The 19,937-nt window shown below is 45.5% G+C and carries 17 protein-coding genes and 1 riboswitch; of the genes, 9 read left to right on the forward strand and 8 right to left on the reverse strand.

Features of this window, described 5'->3' with window-relative positions:
• Positions 1 to 547: 547 nt before the first annotated feature.
• From hemG to IQQ51_RS01730, 3 genes are read right to left on the reverse strand one after another with little or no spacing between them, the layout of a single operon-like run.
• Positions 548 to 1,075 carry a menaquinone-dependent protoporphyrinogen IX dehydrogenase gene (gene hemG / locus IQQ51_RS01720; protein ID WP_048611256.1) on the reverse strand — a complete coding sequence of 176 codons (528 nt, stop codon included), beginning with the start codon at positions 1,073 to 1,075 and terminating at the stop codon, positions 548 to 550.
• Positions 1,076 to 1,085: 10 nt separating this feature from the next.
• A complete protein-coding gene (locus tag IQQ51_RS01725; protein ID WP_017077285.1) occupies positions 1,086 to 2,543 on the reverse strand; it encodes a TrkH family potassium uptake protein in 1,458 nt (485 codons plus the stop codon).
• A gap of 34 nt (positions 2,544 to 2,577) precedes the next feature.
• The gene (locus IQQ51_RS01730) at positions 2,578 to 3,201 is read right to left on the reverse strand and encodes a YigZ family protein (protein WP_193840192.1); all 624 of its coding nucleotides are present in this window, start codon (positions 3,199 to 3,201) and stop codon (positions 2,578 to 2,580) included.
• 227 nt (positions 3,202 to 3,428) lie between these two features.
• On the opposite strand from IQQ51_RS01730, the gene fadB reads away from it, so the two are divergent.
• The 3 genes from fadB (at position 3,429) to IQQ51_RS01745 (ending at position 8,013) form a co-directional block, all read left to right on the forward strand.
• A complete protein-coding gene (gene fadB / locus IQQ51_RS01735; protein ID WP_048611252.1) occupies positions 3,429 to 5,600 on the forward strand; it encodes a fatty acid oxidation complex subunit alpha FadB in 2,172 nt (723 codons plus the stop codon).
• A gap of 26 nt (positions 5,601 to 5,626) precedes the next feature.
• Positions 5,627 to 6,790, forward strand: coding sequence for an acetyl-CoA C-acyltransferase FadA (fadA, locus tag IQQ51_RS01740; RefSeq protein ID WP_017058821.1), 1,164 nt, complete (start codon positions 5,627 to 5,629; stop codon positions 6,788 to 6,790).
• Between the two features lie 242 nt (positions 6,791 to 7,032).
• Positions 7,033 to 8,013: an MDR family oxidoreductase gene (locus IQQ51_RS01745; RefSeq protein ID WP_019825590.1), complete on the forward strand. Its 981-nt coding sequence runs from the start codon at positions 7,033 to 7,035 to the stop codon at positions 8,011 to 8,013.
• 103 nt (positions 8,014 to 8,116) lie between these two features.
• On the opposite strand, the gene IQQ51_RS01750 is transcribed toward IQQ51_RS01745, so the two are convergent.
• Entirely contained in the window at positions 8,117 to 9,058 is a 942-nt protein-coding gene (locus tag IQQ51_RS01750; protein WP_004736673.1) for a LysR family transcriptional regulator, read from the reverse strand.
• A 156-nt stretch (positions 9,059 to 9,214) separates the two neighbouring features.
• A complete protein-coding gene (locus IQQ51_RS01755) occupies positions 9,215 to 9,400 on the reverse strand; it encodes a hypothetical protein (RefSeq protein ID WP_004736674.1) in 186 nt (61 codons plus the stop codon).
• Positions 9,401 to 9,549: 149 nt separating this feature from the next.
• Here IQQ51_RS01755 and tusA point away from each other — a divergent pair, with 149 nt between their 5' ends.
• Positions 9,550 to 9,801 (forward strand): sulfurtransferase TusA, encoded by a 252-nt coding sequence (tusA, locus tag IQQ51_RS01760; protein WP_004736675.1) that lies wholly within the window; start codon positions 9,550 to 9,552, stop codon positions 9,799 to 9,801.
• 83 nt (positions 9,802 to 9,884) lie between these two features.
• On the opposite strand, the gene IQQ51_RS01765 is transcribed toward tusA, so the two are convergent.
• Together IQQ51_RS01765 and IQQ51_RS01770 are read right to left on the reverse strand one after the other, a co-directional pair.
• Positions 9,885 to 10,139, reverse strand: a complete 255-nt coding sequence (locus tag IQQ51_RS01765) for a hypothetical protein (RefSeq protein ID WP_017058818.1) — start codon at positions 10,137 to 10,139, stop codon at positions 9,885 to 9,887.
• Positions 10,140 to 10,290: 151 nt separating this feature from the next.
• Complete coding sequence (locus tag IQQ51_RS01770; protein ID WP_017055491.1) at positions 10,291 to 10,845, reverse strand: TMEM165/GDT1 family protein; 555 nt, start codon at positions 10,843 to 10,845, stop codon at positions 10,291 to 10,293.
• Positions 10,846 to 10,879: 34 nt separating this feature from the next.
• A riboswitch (yybP-ykoY riboswitch) is annotated at positions 10,880 to 11,055 on the reverse strand.
• A 210-nt stretch (positions 11,056 to 11,265) separates the two neighbouring features.
• Here IQQ51_RS01770 and glyQ point away from each other — a divergent pair.
• From glyQ to IQQ51_RS01790, 4 genes are all read left to right on the forward strand, one after another.
• The gene (glyQ, locus tag IQQ51_RS01775; protein ID WP_017632669.1) at positions 11,266 to 12,180 is read left to right on the forward strand and encodes a glycine--tRNA ligase subunit alpha; all 915 of its coding nucleotides are present in this window, start codon (positions 11,266 to 11,268) and stop codon (positions 12,178 to 12,180) included.
• A gap of 2 nt (positions 12,181 to 12,182) precedes the next feature.
• Positions 12,183 to 14,249, forward strand: a complete 2,067-nt coding sequence (gene glyS / locus IQQ51_RS01780; RefSeq protein ID WP_193840193.1) for a glycine--tRNA ligase subunit beta — start codon at positions 12,183 to 12,185, stop codon at positions 14,247 to 14,249.
• Between the two features lie 202 nt (positions 14,250 to 14,451).
• Positions 14,452 to 16,539, forward strand: coding sequence for an alpha-amylase (locus tag IQQ51_RS01785; protein ID WP_193840194.1), 2,088 nt, complete (start codon positions 14,452 to 14,454; stop codon positions 16,537 to 16,539).
• A gap of 254 nt (positions 16,540 to 16,793) precedes the next feature.
• The gene (locus tag IQQ51_RS01790) at positions 16,794 to 18,044 is read left to right on the forward strand and encodes a valine--pyruvate transaminase (protein ID WP_048611244.1); all 1,251 of its coding nucleotides are present in this window, start codon (positions 16,794 to 16,796) and stop codon (positions 18,042 to 18,044) included.
• A 106-nt stretch (positions 18,045 to 18,150) separates the two neighbouring features.
• Here IQQ51_RS01790 and IQQ51_RS01795 read toward each other — a convergent pair whose 3' ends face one another.
• Positions 18,151 to 18,585: an Hsp20 family protein gene (locus IQQ51_RS01795; RefSeq protein WP_193840195.1), complete on the reverse strand. Its 435-nt coding sequence runs from the start codon at positions 18,583 to 18,585 to the stop codon at positions 18,151 to 18,153.
• 420 nt (positions 18,586 to 19,005) lie between these two features.
• On the opposite strand from IQQ51_RS01795, the gene IQQ51_RS01800 reads away from it, so the two are divergent.
• Positions 19,006 to 19,932 (forward strand): patatin-like phospholipase family protein, encoded by a 927-nt coding sequence (locus IQQ51_RS01800; RefSeq protein ID WP_048611242.1) that lies wholly within the window; start codon positions 19,006 to 19,008, stop codon positions 19,930 to 19,932.
• Positions 19,933 to 19,937: the final 5 nt, after the last annotated feature.

Here is a 19,937-nt window from a genome sequence, read left to right on the forward strand (position 1 = left end):
CCATGATCAAACTCTTCAATTTAAGATTTTGTGACTCAACGAATACTGACTTCAAAACTACTATGTAATTTTAAAGCTATTACCATTCCAACAGAATGATAATGAATTGACTGTGCCAAATAACGCCTCTCTATAAAGAAAGTAATTATTCGTATTGGTCACTCAGTTCATTGAAATCATTTTGATTCCGAAGAATCTGTTTTATCTAACGATAAAACGTTTTGATATTCATCAACGAGTGCCCACACAGATTGATAGGTTTAAATTGTTAAAGAGCTTTTCCTTTTTGAGCTTCGCTCAAATCGGACGGCCATTTTAGCGATTTAAGTTTTAGTGTCAACCACTATTTTCAAAACTTTTTTCAAGCGCTTAGCTTGGCTAATTTGACCTGCTGATTCGCTTTGGTTCCTTACGAAGCCATCCCGTGTCAGCGAGGTGGCATTATAGAGATTTCGATCACACTGGCAAGCCCTTTTTGAAGTTTTTCTCGTTTTTTTATTCGTTCGATTAAAAAGAACTCAAAACGCCTCAAAAGTAGGCTTTTCTATTACATCTCTTGCAATTTCTTAGAGAATAAAGAGACTTTTTCCCAGTTTGTGTACTCAACTTCCTTGGTTGTATCCGTTTCTCCACCTGTCATATTCATAATGAAGCGAATCATGGTTTTATCGAACCAGTTATAACGAGGGTAATAGAGAGCCCCCGCGAATACACCGATCAAAGTAGGTTGCCATGGGGACTTAAGAAGAAACTTCTTAATATAAGCGCTACCTTCAGGGGTATCTTTACCTTGGTCTTCTTTACGAGCCGTTAAGTTAACGCAGAAGAAAGCGACCTTGTTTGATTGCAGCTGAGCAAGGTTGGCATCAATGAACTGATATAGCTTCTTATTAAGGTGGCCATAACGAATAGATGCACCAATCAAAACTCTGTCGTATTGAGCAAAGTCGACACTAGTAATAGTGTGTAGATCTTGAAGCTCACATTCGAACTCATTCATTTCTTCTTTTATATAGTTCAAGATTTTCTTGGTCTGCCCTTCACGGCTTGAATACAAAAATAGAGCTTTTGCCACAATGTTGTCCTTAGCTACGCCAAAACGTAGGGGTCAATAAAATTAATAAGGTGAATATCTCTAAACGACCAAACAGCATAGATACGATCAACACCCACTTAGCCTTGTCATTCACATCGCCGAAGTGCATTGCCACTTCACCTAAGCCCGGGCCAAGGTTATTCAATGTTGCCGCTACGGCAGAGAAAGCACTCAGCTCATCCATACCGGTTGCAATAAGAGCCAACATACAAACCACAAAAACCAAGGCATATGCTGAGAAGAAGCCCCAAACCGCATCTACGACACGTTGTGGTAACGCAGAACCACCAACCTTGATGGTATAGACAGCACGCGGGTGAACAAGACGCTTCATTTCACGAGCACCTTGCAGAGTAAGCAGTAAGATTCGAATGACTTTCATACCACCGCCCGTTGAACCTGCACAGCCCCCTATAAAAGAAGAGAACAAAAGCAGAACAGGTAAGAACAATGGCCACTCGGAGAAACCGGTGGTGGTGAAGCCTGCTGTCGTAGATATAGATACTGTTTGGAACAAGGCTTGATCAAAAGCATCGTAATACGAGTCATAAGAGTGGTGATTAAGCAGTAATAAGAAACAAACTAAGAACAAGACCGCCTGAATAAAGATAAAGGCGCGGAATTCAGGATCTTTCCAGTAATACTTAGGATGCACACCACCAGAAGCAAACGCAGCAAAGTGAAGCGAATAGTTACACGCAGAGATAAGAAGGAACACGACTGTAATCATGTTGATTGCAGGGCTATTGAAATACCCCATGCTCGCATCGTGAGTAGAGAAGCCACCAATCGCAATAGTAGAGAAGCTATGACTGATGGCATCAAAGAAACTCATCCCAGCAAGCCAAAAAGCTACTGCACAAGCAATGGTTAAGCTCAGGTAGATGTACCAAAGCGCTTTTGCCGTTTCAGCAATACGCGGAGTCATCTTGCTATCTTTTACTGGACCCGGGATTTCAGCACGATATAGCTGCATACCACCGATACCCAGAACAGGGAGGATAGCTACCGCCAATACGATGATACCCATACCACCAAACCATTGTAGGAACTGACGATAAAAAAGAATCGCCTTAGGCAGATCATCGAGGCCGACAATTACGGTCGCACCTGTCGTAGTTAATGCAGAGAAGGATTCGAAGAAAGCATCGGTTACCGACACATTGGGGTTATCGGCGATCAAAAACGGCAGCGCACCCGCACTACCGATTACCGTCCAAAACAGAACAACAATCAAAAAGCCATCACGCGCTTTTAATTCATGCTTATAGCGTCGGTTTGGAAACCAGCAAGTTGCTCCACAGAATAAGAGGACGAAGAAGGTCGTCACAAATGGCACACCCGCACCATCTCGATAGATCAGTGCGACGAGCGCAGGAGCAAGCATTGATACACTAAAAAGTGCTAATAATAATCCGACGATTCGAATAATTGAGCGAAATTGCATGAGCTATTGAACGAAGCGAAATGCTTCACACTTCCTAGTTGTCTTTGACTTTCGTTACCAGTGCCTTAGCACCGCTTTTATTGATCATGGTTTGGGTAAACGAATCTACCTGAAGGAGCTCTATTTCAATAATAAGCTCAACTTGAACACCATAATCCGCTTGGACCTCAACAGCCTGATGCTGAGCCATGATGGATTGTGCGATCGGCACAAAGCCATAGTCTAACTCTAGCCGTAATTTTGTGGTTATTTTTTTCTCGATAGTTTGAAGCAGCTTGAGAGCTTGTTGTACGCCACCACCATAAGCCTTAACCAAACCACCTGTACCAAGCTTGATTCCGCCAGAATAACGAGTGACCACAGCCGTTAATTCACCGACGCCAGAACCAGACAGTTGCGCCAAAATCGGCTTACCCGCTGTACCTGAGGGTTCACCATCATCACTGAAACCCCAAAGCATTGAGTCTTCAGGTCGACCAGCAACAAAACCCCAACAGTTATGTCGTGCTGAAGAATGCTCTTTTTTCACCTGTTCTACGAACTGTTTTGCAGCTTCTACACTTGGAGTATGAGCAAGATGCGTAATAAAGACGCTCTTTTTTATCTCTTCTTCATACAGAGCCGACGCAGACGGTATTAAATAGGGCTGTTCATTCATATCGTTAACTTAGTTAATAAGAGCGACGAAGTGTATCACGCGTGAATAATAAGGGTTAGAGGATCTGTGCCATCGCACAATGTTAAACAATTGTTTAAAAAATGTATTGAAATTAATCAAGCAGAGGTACAGACTAAGATAACTGGTCTTACCAGGTATTCTACAATAATAGAAAGATAACAAGATTCTCTCAAACAATCGTGGATTGTATGTCATGGAGATAGACAATGATTTACCAAGCTAACACCCTACAGGTAAAGGAATTACAAGATGGTATTGCGGAATTAAGCTTCTGTGCACCAGCCTCTGTAAACAAACTCGACCTTGCTACTTTAGAATCACTAGATAAAGCGTTAGATGCTCTTAATGCTCACGCTGGATTACGTGGTTTAATCTTAACTTCAAACAAAGACGCGTTCATTGTAGGCGCAGACATCACTGAATTTCTTGGCCTATTTGCTAAGCCAGAAGCAGAACTTGATGAATGGTTAAGATTCGCTAATTCAATCTTCAGCAAGCTCGAAGACCTTCCTGTCCCAACTCTTTCAATGATGCGTGGCCATGCCCTTGGCGGCGGCTGTGAATGTGTACTCGCTACTGATTTCCGTATCGGTGACAAGACCACCAGCATTGGCCTACCTGAAACCAAACTTGGCATCATGCCTGGTTTTGGTGGTTGTGTGCGCTTACCTCGTGTTATCGGTGCTGACAGCGCAATGGAAATTATCACACAAGGCAAAGCATGCCGTGCAGATGAAGCGCTTAAAGTTGGCTTGTTAGATGCGATTGTTGAAACAGACCAGTTACTAGAATCGGCAATCAACACCGTTTCTCTGGCTGCTAATGAAAAATTAGACTGGCAATTACGCCGTAAACAAAAAACATCAGCGCTTTCGCTAAGCAAACTCGAAGCGATGATGAGCTTTACCATGGCTAAAGGCTTAGTTGCTCAAAAAGCAGGGCCTCACTACCCAGCTCCAATTACTTCTGTGATTGCGATTGAAGAAGCAGCACGTAGCGATCGCGATGCAGCACTCGACATCGAACGTAAACACTTCGTTAAGCTAGCAAAATCTGAAGAAGCGAAAGCACTGGTTGGTCTGTTCTTAAATGACCAATATATTAAAGGCTTAGCAAAACAGGCTGGTAAATCTGCAAATAAAGCGACTGAACGTGCTGCAGTACTTGGTGCTGGCATCATGGGCGGCGGTATTGCTTACCAGTCAGCATTGAAGGGCGTGCCAGTGATGATGAAAGACATCGCACAGGCGTCTCTTGATCTTGGTATGAACGAAGCTTCTAAGCTGTTGAATAAACGCTTATCACGCGGTCGCCTAGATGGATTCAAGATGGCAGGCATTCTGTCTTCTATTACTCCAAGTCTGCATTATGCAGGTGTTGAGCAATCAGATGTGATTGTGGAAGCCGTTGTAGAAAACCCTAAAGTAAAAGCAGCAGTGCTGAGTGAAGTTGAAGGTCTCGTGGGTGAAGACACAGTTCTTACATCAAACACCTCAACGATTCCAATCAACCTATTAGCGAAATCTTTGAAGCGCCCAGAAAACTTCTGTGGCATGCACTTCTTTAACCCTGTGCATCGCATGCCTTTGGTTGAGATCATCCGTGGCGAGCATACTTCAGAAGAAACAATTAATCGCGTAGTCGCTTACGCTGCGAAGATGGGTAAATCCCCTATCGTTGTTAACGACTGCCCAGGCTTCTTCGTAAACCGTGTACTTTTCCCTTACTTTGGCGGTTTCAGCATGTTGCTACGTGACGGCGCTGACTTCACCAAGATCGATAAAGTGATGGAACGTAAATTCGGTTGGCCAATGGGCCCAGCATACTTGCTAGACGTTGTGGGCCTAGATACAGCACACCACGCACAAGCAGTAATGGCGCAAGGTTTCCCAGAGCGTATGGGCAAAGAAGGTCGTGATGCGATCGACGCGCTTTATGTCGCTGAAAAATACGGCCAGAAGAACGGCAGCGGTTTCTACACATACAGCGTAGACAAACGCGGTCGTCCTAAGAAAACCTTCTCTGAAGACATTCTTCCTATCTTGGCTGACGTATGCCAACAGCCGCAAGACTTTGATGACCAGACCATTATCCAGCGTGTGATGATTCCAATGATCAACGAAGTAGTGCTTTGTCTAGAAGAGGGCATTATCGCGACACCGCAAGAAGCGGATATGGCACTGGTTTACGGTTTAGGCTTCCCTCCATTCCGAGGCGGCGTATTCCGCTACTTAGACAGTGTGGGTATTGGTAACTTCGTTGAAATGGCGAAAGGCTACCAAGACTTAGGTGCAATGTACCAAGTTCCTCAACTATTGCTTGATATGGCAGCGAAGGGCGAAAGCTTTTACGACAGCCAACAAGCCAGTTCTCTGTAACCCACATTTGGAAAAGGAATAGCAAAATGAAAAATGTAGTTGTTGTTGATTGCCTTCGTACCCCAATGGGACGTTCCAAAGGTGGAGCTTTCCGTCACACTCGTGCTGAAGATCTGTCTGCACATTTGATGAAAGGCATTTTAGAGCGCAACCCAGAAGTAAACCCTGTCGAAATTGAAGATATTTACTGGGGCTGTGTACAACAAACGCTAGAGCAAGGCTTCAACGTTGCACGTAACGCTGCCTTGCTTGCTGGTCTACCGATTGAGATTGGTGCGGTAACAGTCAACCGTTTATGTGGTTCATCTATGCAAGCTCTGCATGATGCAACCCGCTCTATCATGGTTGGCGATGCTGAAATCTGTCTGATCGGTGGTGTGGAACACATGGGCCACGTACCAATGAACCATGGTGTTGATTTTCACCCTGGCATGTCAAAACATGTAGCAAAAGCGGCTGGCATGATGGGCCTAACCGCTGAGATGCTAGGTAAGATGCACGGTATTAGCCGTGAAGACCAAGATGCATTCGCAGCACGCTCACATGCTAGAGCTCAAGCAGCAACGGTTGAAGGTCGTTTCAAAAATGAAATCCTACCAACCGAAGCTCACGCTGCAGATGGCTCTCTGTTCACTCTGGATTACGACGAAGTCATTCGCCCAGAAACAACAGTTGAAGGCTTATCTCAGCTTCGACCGGTGTTTGACCCAGCAAACGGCACGGTAACAGCTGGTACTTCATCAGCTCTGTCTGATGGTGCTTCTGCAATGCTTATCATGAGCGAAGAGAAAGCTAACGCACTTGGCCTTAAGATTCGCGCTCGCGTGAAGTCTATGGCTATCGCTGGCTGCGATCCTTCAATCATGGGTTACGGCCCAGTACCAGCAACTCAAAAAGCACTTAAACGTGCAGGCCTAACCATTGAAGACATGGGTGTGATTGAGCTAAACGAAGCGTTTGCTGCTCAATCTCTTCCATGTGCGAAAGACTTAGGCCTACTGGATGTGGTTGACGAGAAAGTAAACCTTAACGGCGGTGCTATTGCTCTTGGTCACCCACTAGGCTGTTCTGGTTCTCGTATTTCGACGACGCTAATCAACCTGATGGAAGCACAAGACGTGAAATACGGCTTGGCGACTATGTGTATTGGTTTAGGTCAAGGTATTGCAACGGTATTTGAACGCCCATAGCGTTTACTGACTGTAATATTTGAAGGGTAATCTTTTGTGCAGCTATATTTATATAGCTGCACTTTTTATTGCTTGGCATCCAACAATGCATCGATTGCGTTCAGCGAACTCAACGAGAGAGAAATCAACCCTGACATCTATGCACAAAACGCATATATTCAATGTTGATGTTTCATTATTTTTTCTCGGATGATTCAACTAAAGTTACTTCAGTTTCCTAATATTCCTCCACGGAGCAGATCATGTTTAAAGCACTTGTACTAAACCAAGAAGACAAAAAAACTATCGCGTCAGTTTCTCAAATTGAAGAGTCTCAATTACCAGAAGGTAACGTGAAGATCGATGTTAGCTACTCTTCTTTGAACTACAAAGATGGTTTGGCGATTACAGGTAAAGGGCGCATTGTTCGTAACTTCCCTATGGTTCCTGGTATCGACCTTTCAGGTGTGGTTTCACAATCTGATGACCCACGCTACAAAGCAGGCGACGAAGTTGTTCTAACGGGTTGGGGTGTTGGTGAAGGTCACTGGGGCGGCATGGCTGAAAAAGCGAGCCTAAACGGTGATTGGTTAGTGCCAATGCCAGCAGGTCTAGACGCTAAGAAAGTCATGGCGATCGGTACAGCAGGCTTCACAGCAATGCTTTGTGTGCAAGCTATCGTAGATGCAGGCATCAAACCAGAAGACGGTGAAATCCTAGTAACAGGTGCAAGTGGCGGCGTAGGTAGCGTATCTATCACTCTACTAAACCAACTGGGCTACAAAGTGGCAGCAGTGACTGGCCGTGCTTCTGTAAACGGTGAACTACTTAAATCACTAGGCGCGACACGTATTGTAGAGCGTGCTGAACTAGAAGAACCAGCTAAGCCACTAGAGAAACAACTGTGGGCTGGCGCTATCGATACGGTAGGCAGCAAAGTGCTTGCTAAAGTATTGGCGCAAATTGATTACAACGGTGCCGTTGCGATGTGTGGTCTAGCAGGTGGTTTTGACTTACCAACTACGGTAATGCCATTCATTCTGCGTAACGTTCGCCTACAAGGTGTTGATTCTGTAATGTGCCCTCGTGAAAAACGTATTAAAGCGTGGGAACAACTGGCTGAGCTACTACCTGAATCTTTCTACGCTCAAGCAACCAAAGAAGTGTCTTTAGACGGTGCAATTCAAGCTGCAGAAGACATCACTAACGGTCAAATCACTGGTCGCGTAGTTATTAAACTGTAATTGTGAATTAAACTTCCGTAACCCCGAATAACAAAGGGCTGATAGTAATCAGCCCTTTTGCGTTTTTGTCATTTGGATCGAGTAAACTAAAGCGAGATCTCAGTTAACCCAAACCTACATCCGCAATACGCTTCTGAATCAACTCACCACACTCTTCTTTTACCACTCTTCTTAACCATTGTTGTGAAGCAGAAGAATCGCAACGCGAGTGCCAGATCAATGAGTAATCAAACGGCATAAATTCAAATGGTAATGGCTTAACAACCAAGTCATAACGCTCAGCGACCAAATAAGCCAAATCAGCAGGTACAGTAATCACCAACGGCATTCTATCGACAATCGCCAATGCGGCTTCAAGGTGATAAGCACGCAACACCATTTTGCGAGGCTGTTGATTGGCTAACGCGTTGTCTAATAAAGCCTTAACACCATCACTGATCGCAATCATCGCATGCGGGAGTGAAACATAGTCTTCAAGGCTTAAAGGTTGATCCGCCAACGGGTGGTTTTTAGATAACAGACACGACACACCAACCGGCCCCAAGACTTCTTGATGAAGTGGTGCAATGCTGCCACTCGGACGACAGATCGCCATATCAACACGTTCGGTACTGAGTTGCTTAAACAAGTGCTCATGCTGCAACGGAGCAAACTCCAAAGAGATATTGGGTGCTTGTTCATAAATCTTCGGTAACGCATACGGCAAGATGGTTTGCATCGCATAGTCGGTGGTTGCGATCAGAAAACGTTCGCTGCAATAGTAAGGGTCAAAGTCACTCGGACTCAGCAATTGGCGAAAAGACTCTAAAGGCTGATCAATACGCTGACTGATCTCGAGTGCTTTCTTGGTAGGAATAAGGTGCTGACCTTGACGTGTAAACAAGGGATCGTTTAGTAATTCTCTTAAACGCCCTAATACACGGCTGGTTGCCGATTGGCTCAAGTTAAGACGAAGCGCGGCCTGGCTTACGCTGCCCTCTTCAATCAATACCTTTAAAGCGACCAATAAATTAAGGTCTCTACGATAGATGTCTTCTAATTCCACGCCACTTACCTAGCTGTATACCATTGCCATTAGTCACTAAGTTGTTTATAGCATGCTTTAGATAAAAAAAATCCCGCAATTACGCGGGGAAGCCCAAGAAAATTTGGGGATAGTGTCGGAATGTTGTCGTATCGGAATTCGCTTGCTGTATTCGAGTTAGTGCTCTTGCTCTTCGGCTATGCCTTGCCAACGGCGCATCTCTACCCAAATACCAATGATCGTTGCTACTATGCCAAAAATAGGCATCAGTGAGGTCTCTGTCGATGAGCGTAGTACTAACGCACAAAAAGAAATAAAACAGAGAACCGAATAAATTGTTAATCTATCTAATCCTGTCAACATCGCCACTCCTTAGCTAGTTGCCTTTGTTTCAAGTTGTTATCAACTTGTTAACTAAGTTATAGGAAATGATTCTGTTTGCCAAGCACTTATTGCATATTTTTTCTGCAGACGTATTATTCACTCGTTAGATAGATATAGAGATACAAACCATGACATTCAAACCTGAACTGGCAACCCATACTTTAGAAGCTGAAGGCCTGCGTTGCCCGGAACCAGTAATGATGGTCAGGAAGACAATTAGAAACATGCAGGATGGCGATGTGTTACTGGTAAAAGCTGACGATCCTTCGACAACTCGAGATATTCCGAGCTTTTGTCGATTCATGGATCACCAGTTGGTAGGCCAAGCGACAGAAACGTTGCCTTACCAGTATTTGATCAGAAAAGGATTGGAGGCGTAACGCCCCACCGACTATCAAGTATCAAAAAAGCCGCTCGTACCTTATGTTCTTAAACAGAACTCAGAGTACGAGCGGCTTTTTGTTTATTCGCTTCTAGACTTGTTTTGCAGATGCTCGAGCTGATGCTGAATTTCTCGGATATCTTTGCGCATCGGAATAATATGCGCGACCCGAATCCAAGCTTCTACTGCAAGCGCAGTCATGATGATGGCACCCGCGACCATTGGCAGCCACATGTCCGTCAACACCATGCCTAATAGTGTAAGTGCAAGACCAAAGGTAAAAAGATAACTTTGGCTTTGTGGAGTAATACCCATATAACGCGTCAACATAATCATGCCCTCGTGTTCTTAACTCACAAGATTAAAATATCATGACAAGTATGACAGTTATATGTCCATTCGCTCGATAAACCCCACAATACTGTAAGAATATGACCTACAACACATTACTCTACTGATTGAGTATAATAAGACTCAATACCACCTGTTAATAGAAAGCCGCAGCGATAGCTAAACCCACGAATAACAAGGCTGTGATCTTACGAATCAGATCAAGAGGCATCTTATCCGCAGACAGTTTACCGATGATCACCACAGGCACATTCGCCAGCAACATACCGATCGTAGTACCCAGAATCACCCAGGTTAATGCATCAGAATATTGAGCCCCTAGAATAGAGGTCGCAATCTGGGTTTTATCACCGATCTCAGCAATGAAGAAGGCGATGAAACTGGCGACAAACGGGCCTCGATTCGAGATCTGTTCATCGTCATCTAACTTATCCGGAATCAGAATCCAACCCGCCATCGCAATGAAACTGACCACCAGCACCCACTTTAAGACTTCAGGAGATAAGTAATCTGCGACCACAACCCCGAGCCATGCTGCAAGGGCATGATTGGCAATGGTGGCAAAGAAGATAGCCGCGATGATAGGTATCGGCTTGCGATATCGACTGGCTAATAAAAGAGATAGCAACTGAGTCTTATCACCGATCTCGGCTAAGGCGACAGTTGTAATTGAAATTGCTAAAACGCTCACGACATGCTCATTTGGGATGGAGATTATTATATTTAACCAAAGACAAACCTCGCGCCCCATCCCGGTTCACGATGCTTGTCTAAGGTCTTGCTAAGCGCCACCAAGGTGGTGGTTGCCTCGAACGCCATGATGATTTTGCATCAATTATGTTGACGAACGAACTCATTCAATAGGATATGAATAAGTAAGCTACTCCCCAAAGACCGCGAGATTTTAATCACCCACGCTTTCAAACACAAGTGTCAAACTTATCAAAATATCCACTTGTGCCGAAAAACAAACATTAAAGGCAAAAAAATCCACTAAACGACATTTTAGACCACTAATTAAACAAGATTACCCCTACTCGCTTTACGAATATCTCGGTATACTCAGAGGTTATTTTTCTCATTCATTTAAAAGAATCGCGCGAACCTGACTATGCAAAAATACGATATCAAAACCTTCCAGGGAATGATCCTCGCGCTGCAGGATTACTGGGCTCAAAACGGTTGTACCATTGTTCAACCTCTAGATATGGAAGTAGGTGCAGGCACCTCTCACCCAATGACATGTCTACGAGCACTTGGCCCAGAGCCAATGTCTACAGCTTACGTTCAACCTTCTCGTCGTCCGACCGATGGCCGTTACGGTGAAAACCCTAACCGTCTGCAGCACTACTACCAATTCCAAGTAGCGCTAAAACCATCGCCAGACAATATCCAAGAGTTGTACCTAGGCTCCCTAGAGGTTCTTGGTGTTGACCCACTTGTTCACGACATTCGCTTCGTTGAAGATAACTGGGAAAACCCAACACTAGGCGCATGGGGCCTTGGTTGGGAAGTATGGCTAAACGGCATGGAAGTAACACAGTTTACTTACTTCCAACAGGTTGGCGGCCTTGAGTGTAAACCTGTAACAGGTGAGATCACTTACGGTATCGAGCGTCTAGCAATGTACATCCAGGAAGTAGATTCTGTTTACGACCTAGTATGGAACGTAGCACCAGACGGTTCTAACGTGACTTACGGTGACATCTTCCACCAAAACGAAGTTGAGCAATCAACCTACAACTTCGAGCACGCAGACGTAGATTTCTTATTCACTTTCTTCGATCAGTGCGAGAAAGAGTGTAAAGAGCTACTTGAGCTTGAGAAGCCACTTCCGCTTCCAGCTTACGAGCGCATTCTAAAAGCAGGTCACGCATTCAACATCCTTGATGCGCGCAAAGCTATCTCTGTAACAGAGCGTCAACGTTACATCCTTCGTATCCGCAACCTGACTAAATCAGTTGCTGAGGCGTACTACGCGTCACGTGAAGCGCTTGGCTTCCCAATGTGTAAGAAGGACAAATAATCATGGCGAAGAATTTTCTAATTGAACTGGGTACGGAAGAGCTTCCACCAACAGCACTTCGTTCTCTAGCAGAAGCCTTTGCTTCTAACTTTGAAGCAGGTCTTAAAACGGCTGAGCTTTCTCACGAAGGCATCAAGTGGTACGCAGCACCTCGTCGTCTAGCACTTAAAGTAACAGCACTGGCTGAAGGCCAAGCGGACAAAGTCGTTGAAAAACGTGGCCCTGCTGTTTCTGTTGCATTCGATGCTGAAGGCAACGCGACCAAAGCAGCACAAGGTTGGGCTCGTGGTAACGGTATTACTGTTGAGCAAGCTGACCGTCTGAAAACAGACAAAGGCGAGTGGCTTCTTTTCAAACAAGAAGTAGCTGGCAAACCAGTTCAAGAATTGGTGATGGACATCGCTGCGAAAGCACTGGCTGGCCTACCAATTCCTAAAGCAATGCGCTGGGGTAACTCAGACATTCAATTTATCCGTCCAGTGAAAACACTGACAGTACTGCTAGGCGATGAGCTTGTTGAAGGCGAAATCCTAGGTGTAGCATCTGCTCGTACTATCCGTGGCCACCGTTTCATGGGCGAACAAGAGTTCACAATCGATTCTGCTGACCAATACCCTGCGATCCTAGAAGAGCGCGGTAAAGTAATGGCGGATTACGAAGCGCGTAAAGCGATCATCCTTGCTGATTCGCAAAAAGCGGCAGCTGCGGTTGGCGGTACAGCTGACCTAGAAGATGACCTTGTTGAAGAAGTAACGTCTCTGGTTGAATGGCCAGTAGTACTTACAGCGAAGTTCGAAGAAGAGTTCCTAAAAGTTCCTTCTGAAGCTTTGGTTTACACCATGAAAGGTGACCAAAAGTACTTCCCTGTTTACGATGACAACAAGAAACTACTACCAAACTTCATCTTCGTATCAAACATCGAGTCTAAAGAGCCTCGTCACGTTATCGAAGGTAACGAAAAAGTGGTACGTCCGCGTCTTGCTGATGCTGAATTCTTCTTCAACACAGACCGTAAGCGCCCGCTTATCGACCGTCTTGCTGAACTAGACCAAGCTATCTTCCAGAAGCAATTGGGTACGATCAAAGACAAAACAGACCGCATCACAGAACTTGCTGGCTACATTGCTGAGCAAATCGATGCTGACGTTGAAAAGTCTAAGCGTGCTGGCCTACTGGCTAAGTGTGACCTAATGACATCAATGGTATTCGAATTTACGGATACACAAGGTGTAATGGGCATGCACTACGCAACTCACGATGGTGAAGACGAGCAAGTTGCACTAGCACTTTACGAGCAGTACATGCCTCGTTTCGCGGGTGACGACCTACCAAGCACAGGCATCTCTTCAGCAGTTGCAATGGCAGACAAGCTAGACACTATCGTAGGTATCTTCGGTATTGGCCAAGCACCAAAAGGTTCTGACCCATTTGCTCTACGTCGTGCATCACTCGGTGTGCTTCGTATCATCGTTGAAAACGGCTACAACCTAGACCTAACAGACCTTATCGGTAAAGCGAAAGAGCTACTAGGCGACAAGCTAACTAACGAAAACGTAGAAGCTGACGTTATCGACTTCATGCTAGGTCGTTTCCGCGCATGGTACCAAGATGCTGGTTTCAGTGTTGATATCATCCAAGCGGTACTAGCACGTCGTCCAACTAAGCCAGCTGACTTTGACCAACGTGTTAAAGCGGTTTCTCACTTCCGAGAACTGGAAGCAGCAGAAGCACTAGCAGCAGCGAACAAGCGTGTAGGTAACATCCTTGCGAAATTCGATGGCGAGCTACCAGCTGAAATTGACCTAACTCTTCTTCAAGAAGACGCAGAGAAAGCACTGGCTGAAAACGTTGAAGTAATGACAGAAGCACTAGAACCAGCATTCGCAACAGGCAACTACCAAGAAGCCCTAAGCAAGCTTGCTGATCTACGTGAACCTGTTGATGCATTCTTCGATAACGTAATGGTTATGGCTGATGACGAAGCGCTTAAGAAGAACCGTCTAACGCTACTGAACAACCTACGTAACCTGTTCCTACAGATTGCTGACATCTCTCTTCTGCAAAAATAAGCACAAGTGAGACAGTTACTCTAAGTCATACTCTGAGTAATTAACGGTAAACACCCAAAGGGAAGCGAAAGCTTCCCTTTTTGTTTTTGTGAACCAAGCATTTGTTTGTAGAGGTCTTATTGATTAACTGAATGAAACAGCACTCAGACTGTAGAGGGCATTGTTTGCTATAACTGACCTGTTTATTCAGGGGAAGGGAACAATGAAAAAAACAGTACTCGCGCTTTCAATGCTCGCACTCAGCGCATGCAGCCAAACCAGTGACAACAACCTATTACTGAAGATTGATAACGACACTGTCGTATTCGAATCGTCCGGTAAAGGCACCGTGATTGCAGAACAGGAACTCGAGAAAGGTAGCTATACCTTCTCTATCAGCGATACTCAAAATACCTGTGGCACCAACTATGCGCTGGCTGAAGAGAATCGCATCAAGTTCAATAAACCCCTTCGCCTAGACGATTGCGCCGATAAATCTGAAATAGAGATTAAGGTCTTTCGAGCTAACACCTACCAGTTTACGCTCAACCCTCAGACTAATGAGCTGACGGTTCAGATAAAGCCGAAGCAACAACAAGTTCAAAGCTTTGCCTGCCCTGTACCCAGTGACCAACCAACCACCATCGATGTTACTCAAACCTTTGATGATGGCACCGTGGTAAGAGACGCTCTTTCAGGCAAACAAGTCACAGTAACTAATGGCAGTGTCACCATGCAGCCTGCAGAAAACAGCCAAGGTGTTCTGCTGCTTGAGAAAGTAGAACCAGAAACCAAAGCTGACTTTAGTTGGGATAACGCCACGGTTTACTTCGTAATGACTGACCGTTTCCACAATGGTAATCCTGATAACGACAACAGTTACGGTCGCAGCCAAGATGGACAAGACGAAATAGGCACCTTCCATGGCGGTGACTTGGCCGGATTAACCGAAAAGCTCGATTACATAGAATCACTCGGGGCTAATGCTATTTGGATAACGTCTCCGTTAGAGCAGATCCACGGCTGGGTTGGCGGCGGTGACCGAGGTGACTTCAAGCACTACGGCTACCACGGCTACTACCATCAAGACTGGACCAAGCTCGATGACAACATGGGCACCGAAGACGAGCTGAAAACCTTCATCGATACCGCACATAGCAAAGGCATTCGTGTTGTTTGGGATGTGGTAATGAACCACACCGGCTATGCGACGCTTGCCGACATGCAAGAGTTTGATTTTGGTAAGCTCAACCTAACTGACGAAGAAGCCAAACAAACACTTGGCGAAAACTGGACAGATTGGCAACCCGCTAAAGGTCAGAACTGGCACTACTTCAACAACTACATCTCTTACAGCGACAAAGAAGCATGGGAAAAGTGGTGGGGCAGAGCTTGGCTACGCAGCGATATCGGCGCCTATGACTCTCCGGGTTACAATAACCTCACCATGTCTTTGGCGCACCTGCCCGATTTCAAAACAGAATCGACCGAGACCACCGGGCTGCCTAATTTCTATCTAAATAAGTCCACCAGCGCGACCGATGAACTCAAAACACCTCGTGACCATTTAATCACTTGGCTATCGGATTGGGTGCGCGAATATGGTGTCGATGGTTTCAGGGTCGATACCGCTAAACACGTTGAACTCGAAGCATGGGCAGAACTGAAAGAGAGCACCAACCAAGCGCTTGCCGAGTGGAAACAGAACAACCCAGACAAGGCCTTGGATGACTTACCCTTCTGGATGACGGGCGAAGTATGGGCACACAGCGTGGTCAAATCAGATTACTTCGCTAACGGATTTGATTCGATCATCAACTTTGAATTCCAAAGTGATATCGCACCAAAAGCGCTTAAATGCCTATCCGATCTTGATGCTGATTACCTTCGTTATGCAGAGAAGATCAACAGCGACAGCGAGTTCAACGTACTGAGTTACCTATCGTCTCACGACACCTCGCTATTCTGGACGCAACATGGCAGTGACTTTGCAAAACAAACCAAAGCTGCAAACGCGTTGATGCTGGCTCCCGGTGCGGTGCAGATCTATTACGGTGATGAAATCGCTCGTGATTTCGGCCCAACCGGTTCCGACCCAATGCAAGGCACTCGCTCAGACATGCCTTGGGATCAAATTACCGGCGAACGTGCAGAGTTGCTAGAACACTGGCAAGCGCTTGGCCAATTCCGCCAACGCCACCCAGCCGTTGCTCAGGGTAAGCACATCATCCGTAACAGCAAGGGCTACTATGCGTTCGAACGCCAATACCAAGATGACAAGGTATTAATCGTTTATACCGGCTCGAACTAAACCTTCATTAACATAAACACCAGAAACTCAAGGGGAAGCTTAGGCTTCTCCTTTTTTTATCGCTAAAGGTGCGTTCAATAAGCAAGCTGTCACTCATTAACCAAACTTTATAGAAGTTTTTTACGTGTTAGAGCATTTGGCGCTATGCGTCGCAAAAACATTGCGGTATGTTCAAGGAATACACTGATGGCAGACATAAGGTCTGCCTTAATGACACATAACAAGCAATCACAATGAATTAGGTAAAATTAGTAATGCAGTTCTCTAAGTTTGGCGAAAAGTTTAATCGATACTCTGGAATCACTCGTTTAATGGATGATTTGAATGATGGCCTGCGCACTCCTGGCGCTATCATGCTCGGTGGTGGCAACCCAGCCGCTATACCAGCCATGCTCGATTACTTTAACCAAGCCAGTGCCGACATGCTCGCCAGTGGAGAACTCATCGCCGCCCTCGCCAACTACGATGGCCCGCAGGGTAAAGACAGCTTCATCAAATCGTTAGCGGCAATGCTGAAAGAGACCTATGGTTGGGACATCAGCGAGAAGAACATCAGCCTGACTAATGGCAGTCAAAGTGGCTTCTTCTACCTATTCAACCTGCTAGCAGGCCAACAGCCTGACGGCTCACATAAGAAAATCCTACTGCCGATCGCACCGGAATACATCGGCTACGGTGATGCCGGCATTGATGACGATATCTTTATCTCTTACCACCCAGAGATCGAGTTGCTAGAAAACCGCCAGTTCAAATATCACGTCGATTTTGAACAACTAAAGGTTGATGACTCAGTCGCGGCTATCTGTGCATCTCGTCCAACCAACCCAACGGGTAACGTACTGACCGACGAAGAAGTACGTAAATTGGATAAACTGGCGCGTGAAAACAACATCCCACTGCTGATCGATAATGCTTACGGCCTGCCGTTTCCAAACATCATCTTTGAAGATGTCGAACCGTTCTGGAATGAAAATACCATTCTGTGCATGAGCCTTTCTAAGCTTGGCTTGCCAGGTGTGCGTTGCGGCATCGTGATTGCGAGTGAAGAAGTAACACAAGCATTGACCAACATGAATGGCATCATCAGCTTAGCGCCAAACAGTGTCGGCCCTGCGATTGCCAATCACATGATTGAAAAAGGCGATTTACTACGCTTGAGCAGTGAGGTGATCAAACCTTTCTACAAAGATAAGTCGCTACGTGCAGTTGAACTGCTACAAGACGCTATCGATGACCCACGCTTCCGCATTCACAAACCTGAAGGCGCTATCTTCTTATGGCTATGGTTTGATGAGTTGCCGATCACCACAATGGAATTGTACGACCGCCTTAAAGCTCGCGGCGTATTGATTGTTCCTGGTGAATACTTCTTTATCGGTCAAGAAGACGAGTGGGATCATGCTCACCAGTGCTTACGCATGAACTACGTACAAGATGATGAGGCGATGCAGAAAGGCATTGCTATCATTGCTGAAGAAGTGAAAAAGGCTTACTCAGAGCAGTAATAAGAGCTTTTAGCTTACCGCAGGTCAAATACAAAAAGAGCACCTCATAAGGTGCTCTTTCACTTTTACTTCCCGATAATTTTTAGCTCTAAGGAGCTAACAGTAATTAACCTTCTAGTAGGCTATTACCGTTGATAGCAATCTTACGTGGTTGCATCGCTTCTGGGATTTCGCGTTCTAGGTCGATGTGAAGAAGACCATTTTCCATGTTTGCACCTACCACTTTTACGTAGTCAGCCAGTTGGAATTTACGTTCGAAATCGCGCTCTGCAATACCTTGATATACGAAGGTTTTCTCAGCTTCTGGTTTACGCTCACCTTTCACAATTAGCATGTTCTCTTTCTGAGTCAGATCTAATTGGTCATCAGCAAAACCAGCAACGGCCATAGTAATACGGTAGTTGTTCTCGTCTTTTTGCTCGATGTTGTATGGGGGGTAACCGCCAGAAGAGTTCTTCGATGTGTTCGCTTCCATCATGTTGAATAGACGATCGAAGCCGATTGCGTTGCGGTAAAGTGGAGTGAAATCTACAGTTCTCATAATGCTATCCTTTTAGTAAGCAATAGTCTTAGCCGCGAATTTTACTGAGATCGAACCTGTGCGTGACCCAGTAAACAGCTAAGAGATTCAATTCGCATTCCTCGGGTTTCGCCTCTATTGGCGACAGCGCTGGGACATGGCAATGAATCAATTTTTAAGTTGTGTGCTGCCAAAGTTATCCTCTATTGAGCGATACTTCGTTAGCGGTAATGAAGGTTCTGTTTCTTCTCTTTGAGCAAGACAGTCATCCTCTTCATAAATAGATATGTGGTGCCACAAAGCGCTTTTCAAGCAGCTTGATTCAACTTTTAGTTAAGAAAAACCAAACGCTGTATAAATATTACTTAATTTTAATTAACCATCATTGGTCATATCCTAATCAGGTTGAATCCTTTTTTATCGCTTTTGGTGGCAATTCTGATGTCTTCTACGCATATTTCTTACGCACTCCACTCCTACGATGCCTTGGCGCACCTAGATATCCACATCGATAAGGTGGCTCTGGTAACGGAAGGCGGCGGCCAGCGCGGAATTTTCACAGCGGGCGTGTTGGATGCCTTTCTCGAACAAGGCTTTAATCCGTTTTCATTGATGATTGGCACATCAGCGGGTTCTCTTAACCTAGCATCCTATATATGCGGCCAACATCGCCATGCTTATCGCGTCATCACAGAAGCAACAGCCAGCCCTGAATTCTTTGATACCTATAAGTTCTTACTGCAAAAGAAAGGATTAGACCTAGACTGGTTACTTGAGCAAACCGAAACAAGCTTGCCGCTCAACTGGCAGTTAGGTCATGACAATATGAAAAGTTGTCAGGTGCTTGCCTGTGCGTCCCACGCGACTCGTCACGAGCCAGCCTATTTTGACTTAGACTCACACGCTTGGCAGGACGCTCTCAAAGCCTCATGTGCCGTTCCCTTTATCAGCCCAAAGGCAATTCAAGCAAATGATGAAGAGTGGCTTGATGGTGGCATTGCTGCTCCGATCCCAGCACAAGAAGCCTATAAGCGGGGTTATAAACATATTGTGGTGATTCGGACAGTACCTATCTCAACGTCTTTTGATCACCGCTGGATGTGCAAATACAGTAAGTTGTTAGGGAAAACAAAAGCTAAAGCGATGATTGAGCTGTTACTCAAACACGAAGCCCATTACCGCGCGACACAAGACTTTCTGAGTAACCCGCCAGAAGACGCCACTATCTATGAGATTCACCCAGACAAAGCGCTGCACTCTACATTGCTGGGAAGTCCACAGCATGCACTTGAACATGACTACGAGGTAGGACTTTTATCCGGAAAGTACTTCCTCGCCACGGCGGGTCGTCATATCGAACAAGCATAAAAAAG

It is taken from the genome of Vibrio sp. OPT18 (assembly GCF_015163615.1).
Classification (GTDB): Bacteria; Pseudomonadota; Gammaproteobacteria; order Enterobacterales; family Vibrionaceae; genus Vibrio; species Vibrio coralliirubri.

Bases quoted from the DNA above. Each gene is read 5' to 3' on its own strand.
- IQQ51_RS01725 (WP_017077285.1), bottom strand. From the start codon at position 2,543: ATGCAATTTCGCTCAATTATTCGAATCGTCGGATTATTATTAGCACTT.
- IQQ51_RS01730 (WP_193840192.1), bottom strand. From the start codon at position 3,201: ATGAATGAACAGCCCTATTTAATACCGTCTGCGTCGGCTCTGTATGAA.
- fadB (WP_048611252.1), top strand. From the start codon at position 3,429: ATGATTTACCAAGCTAACACCCTACAGGTAAAGGAATTACAAGATGGT.
- fadA (WP_017058821.1), top strand. From the start codon at position 5,627: ATGAAAAATGTAGTTGTTGTTGATTGCCTTCGTACCCCAATGGGACGT.
- IQQ51_RS01745 (WP_019825590.1), top strand. From the start codon at position 7,033: ATGTTTAAAGCACTTGTACTAAACCAAGAAGACAAAAAAACTATCGCG.
- IQQ51_RS01755 (WP_004736674.1), bottom strand. From the start codon at position 9,400: ATGTTGACAGGATTAGATAGATTAACAATTTATTCGGTTCTCTGTTTT.
- tusA (WP_004736675.1), top strand. From the start codon at position 9,550: ATGACATTCAAACCTGAACTGGCAACCCATACTTTAGAAGCTGAAGGC.
- IQQ51_RS01765 (WP_017058818.1), bottom strand. From the start codon at position 10,139: ATGATTATGTTGACGCGTTATATGGGTATTACTCCACAAAGCCAAAGT.
- glyQ (WP_017632669.1), top strand. From the start codon at position 11,266: ATGCAAAAATACGATATCAAAACCTTCCAGGGAATGATCCTCGCGCTG.
- glyS (WP_193840193.1), top strand. From the start codon at position 12,183: ATGGCGAAGAATTTTCTAATTGAACTGGGTACGGAAGAGCTTCCACCA.
- IQQ51_RS01785 (WP_193840194.1), top strand. From the start codon at position 14,452: ATGAAAAAAACAGTACTCGCGCTTTCAATGCTCGCACTCAGCGCATGC.
- IQQ51_RS01790 (WP_048611244.1), top strand. From the start codon at position 16,794: ATGCAGTTCTCTAAGTTTGGCGAAAAGTTTAATCGATACTCTGGAATC.
- IQQ51_RS01795 (WP_193840195.1), bottom strand. From the start codon at position 18,585: ATGAGAACTGTAGATTTCACTCCACTTTACCGCAACGCAATCGGCTTC.
- IQQ51_RS01800 (WP_048611242.1), top strand. From the start codon at position 19,006: ATGTCTTCTACGCATATTTCTTACGCACTCCACTCCTACGATGCCTTG.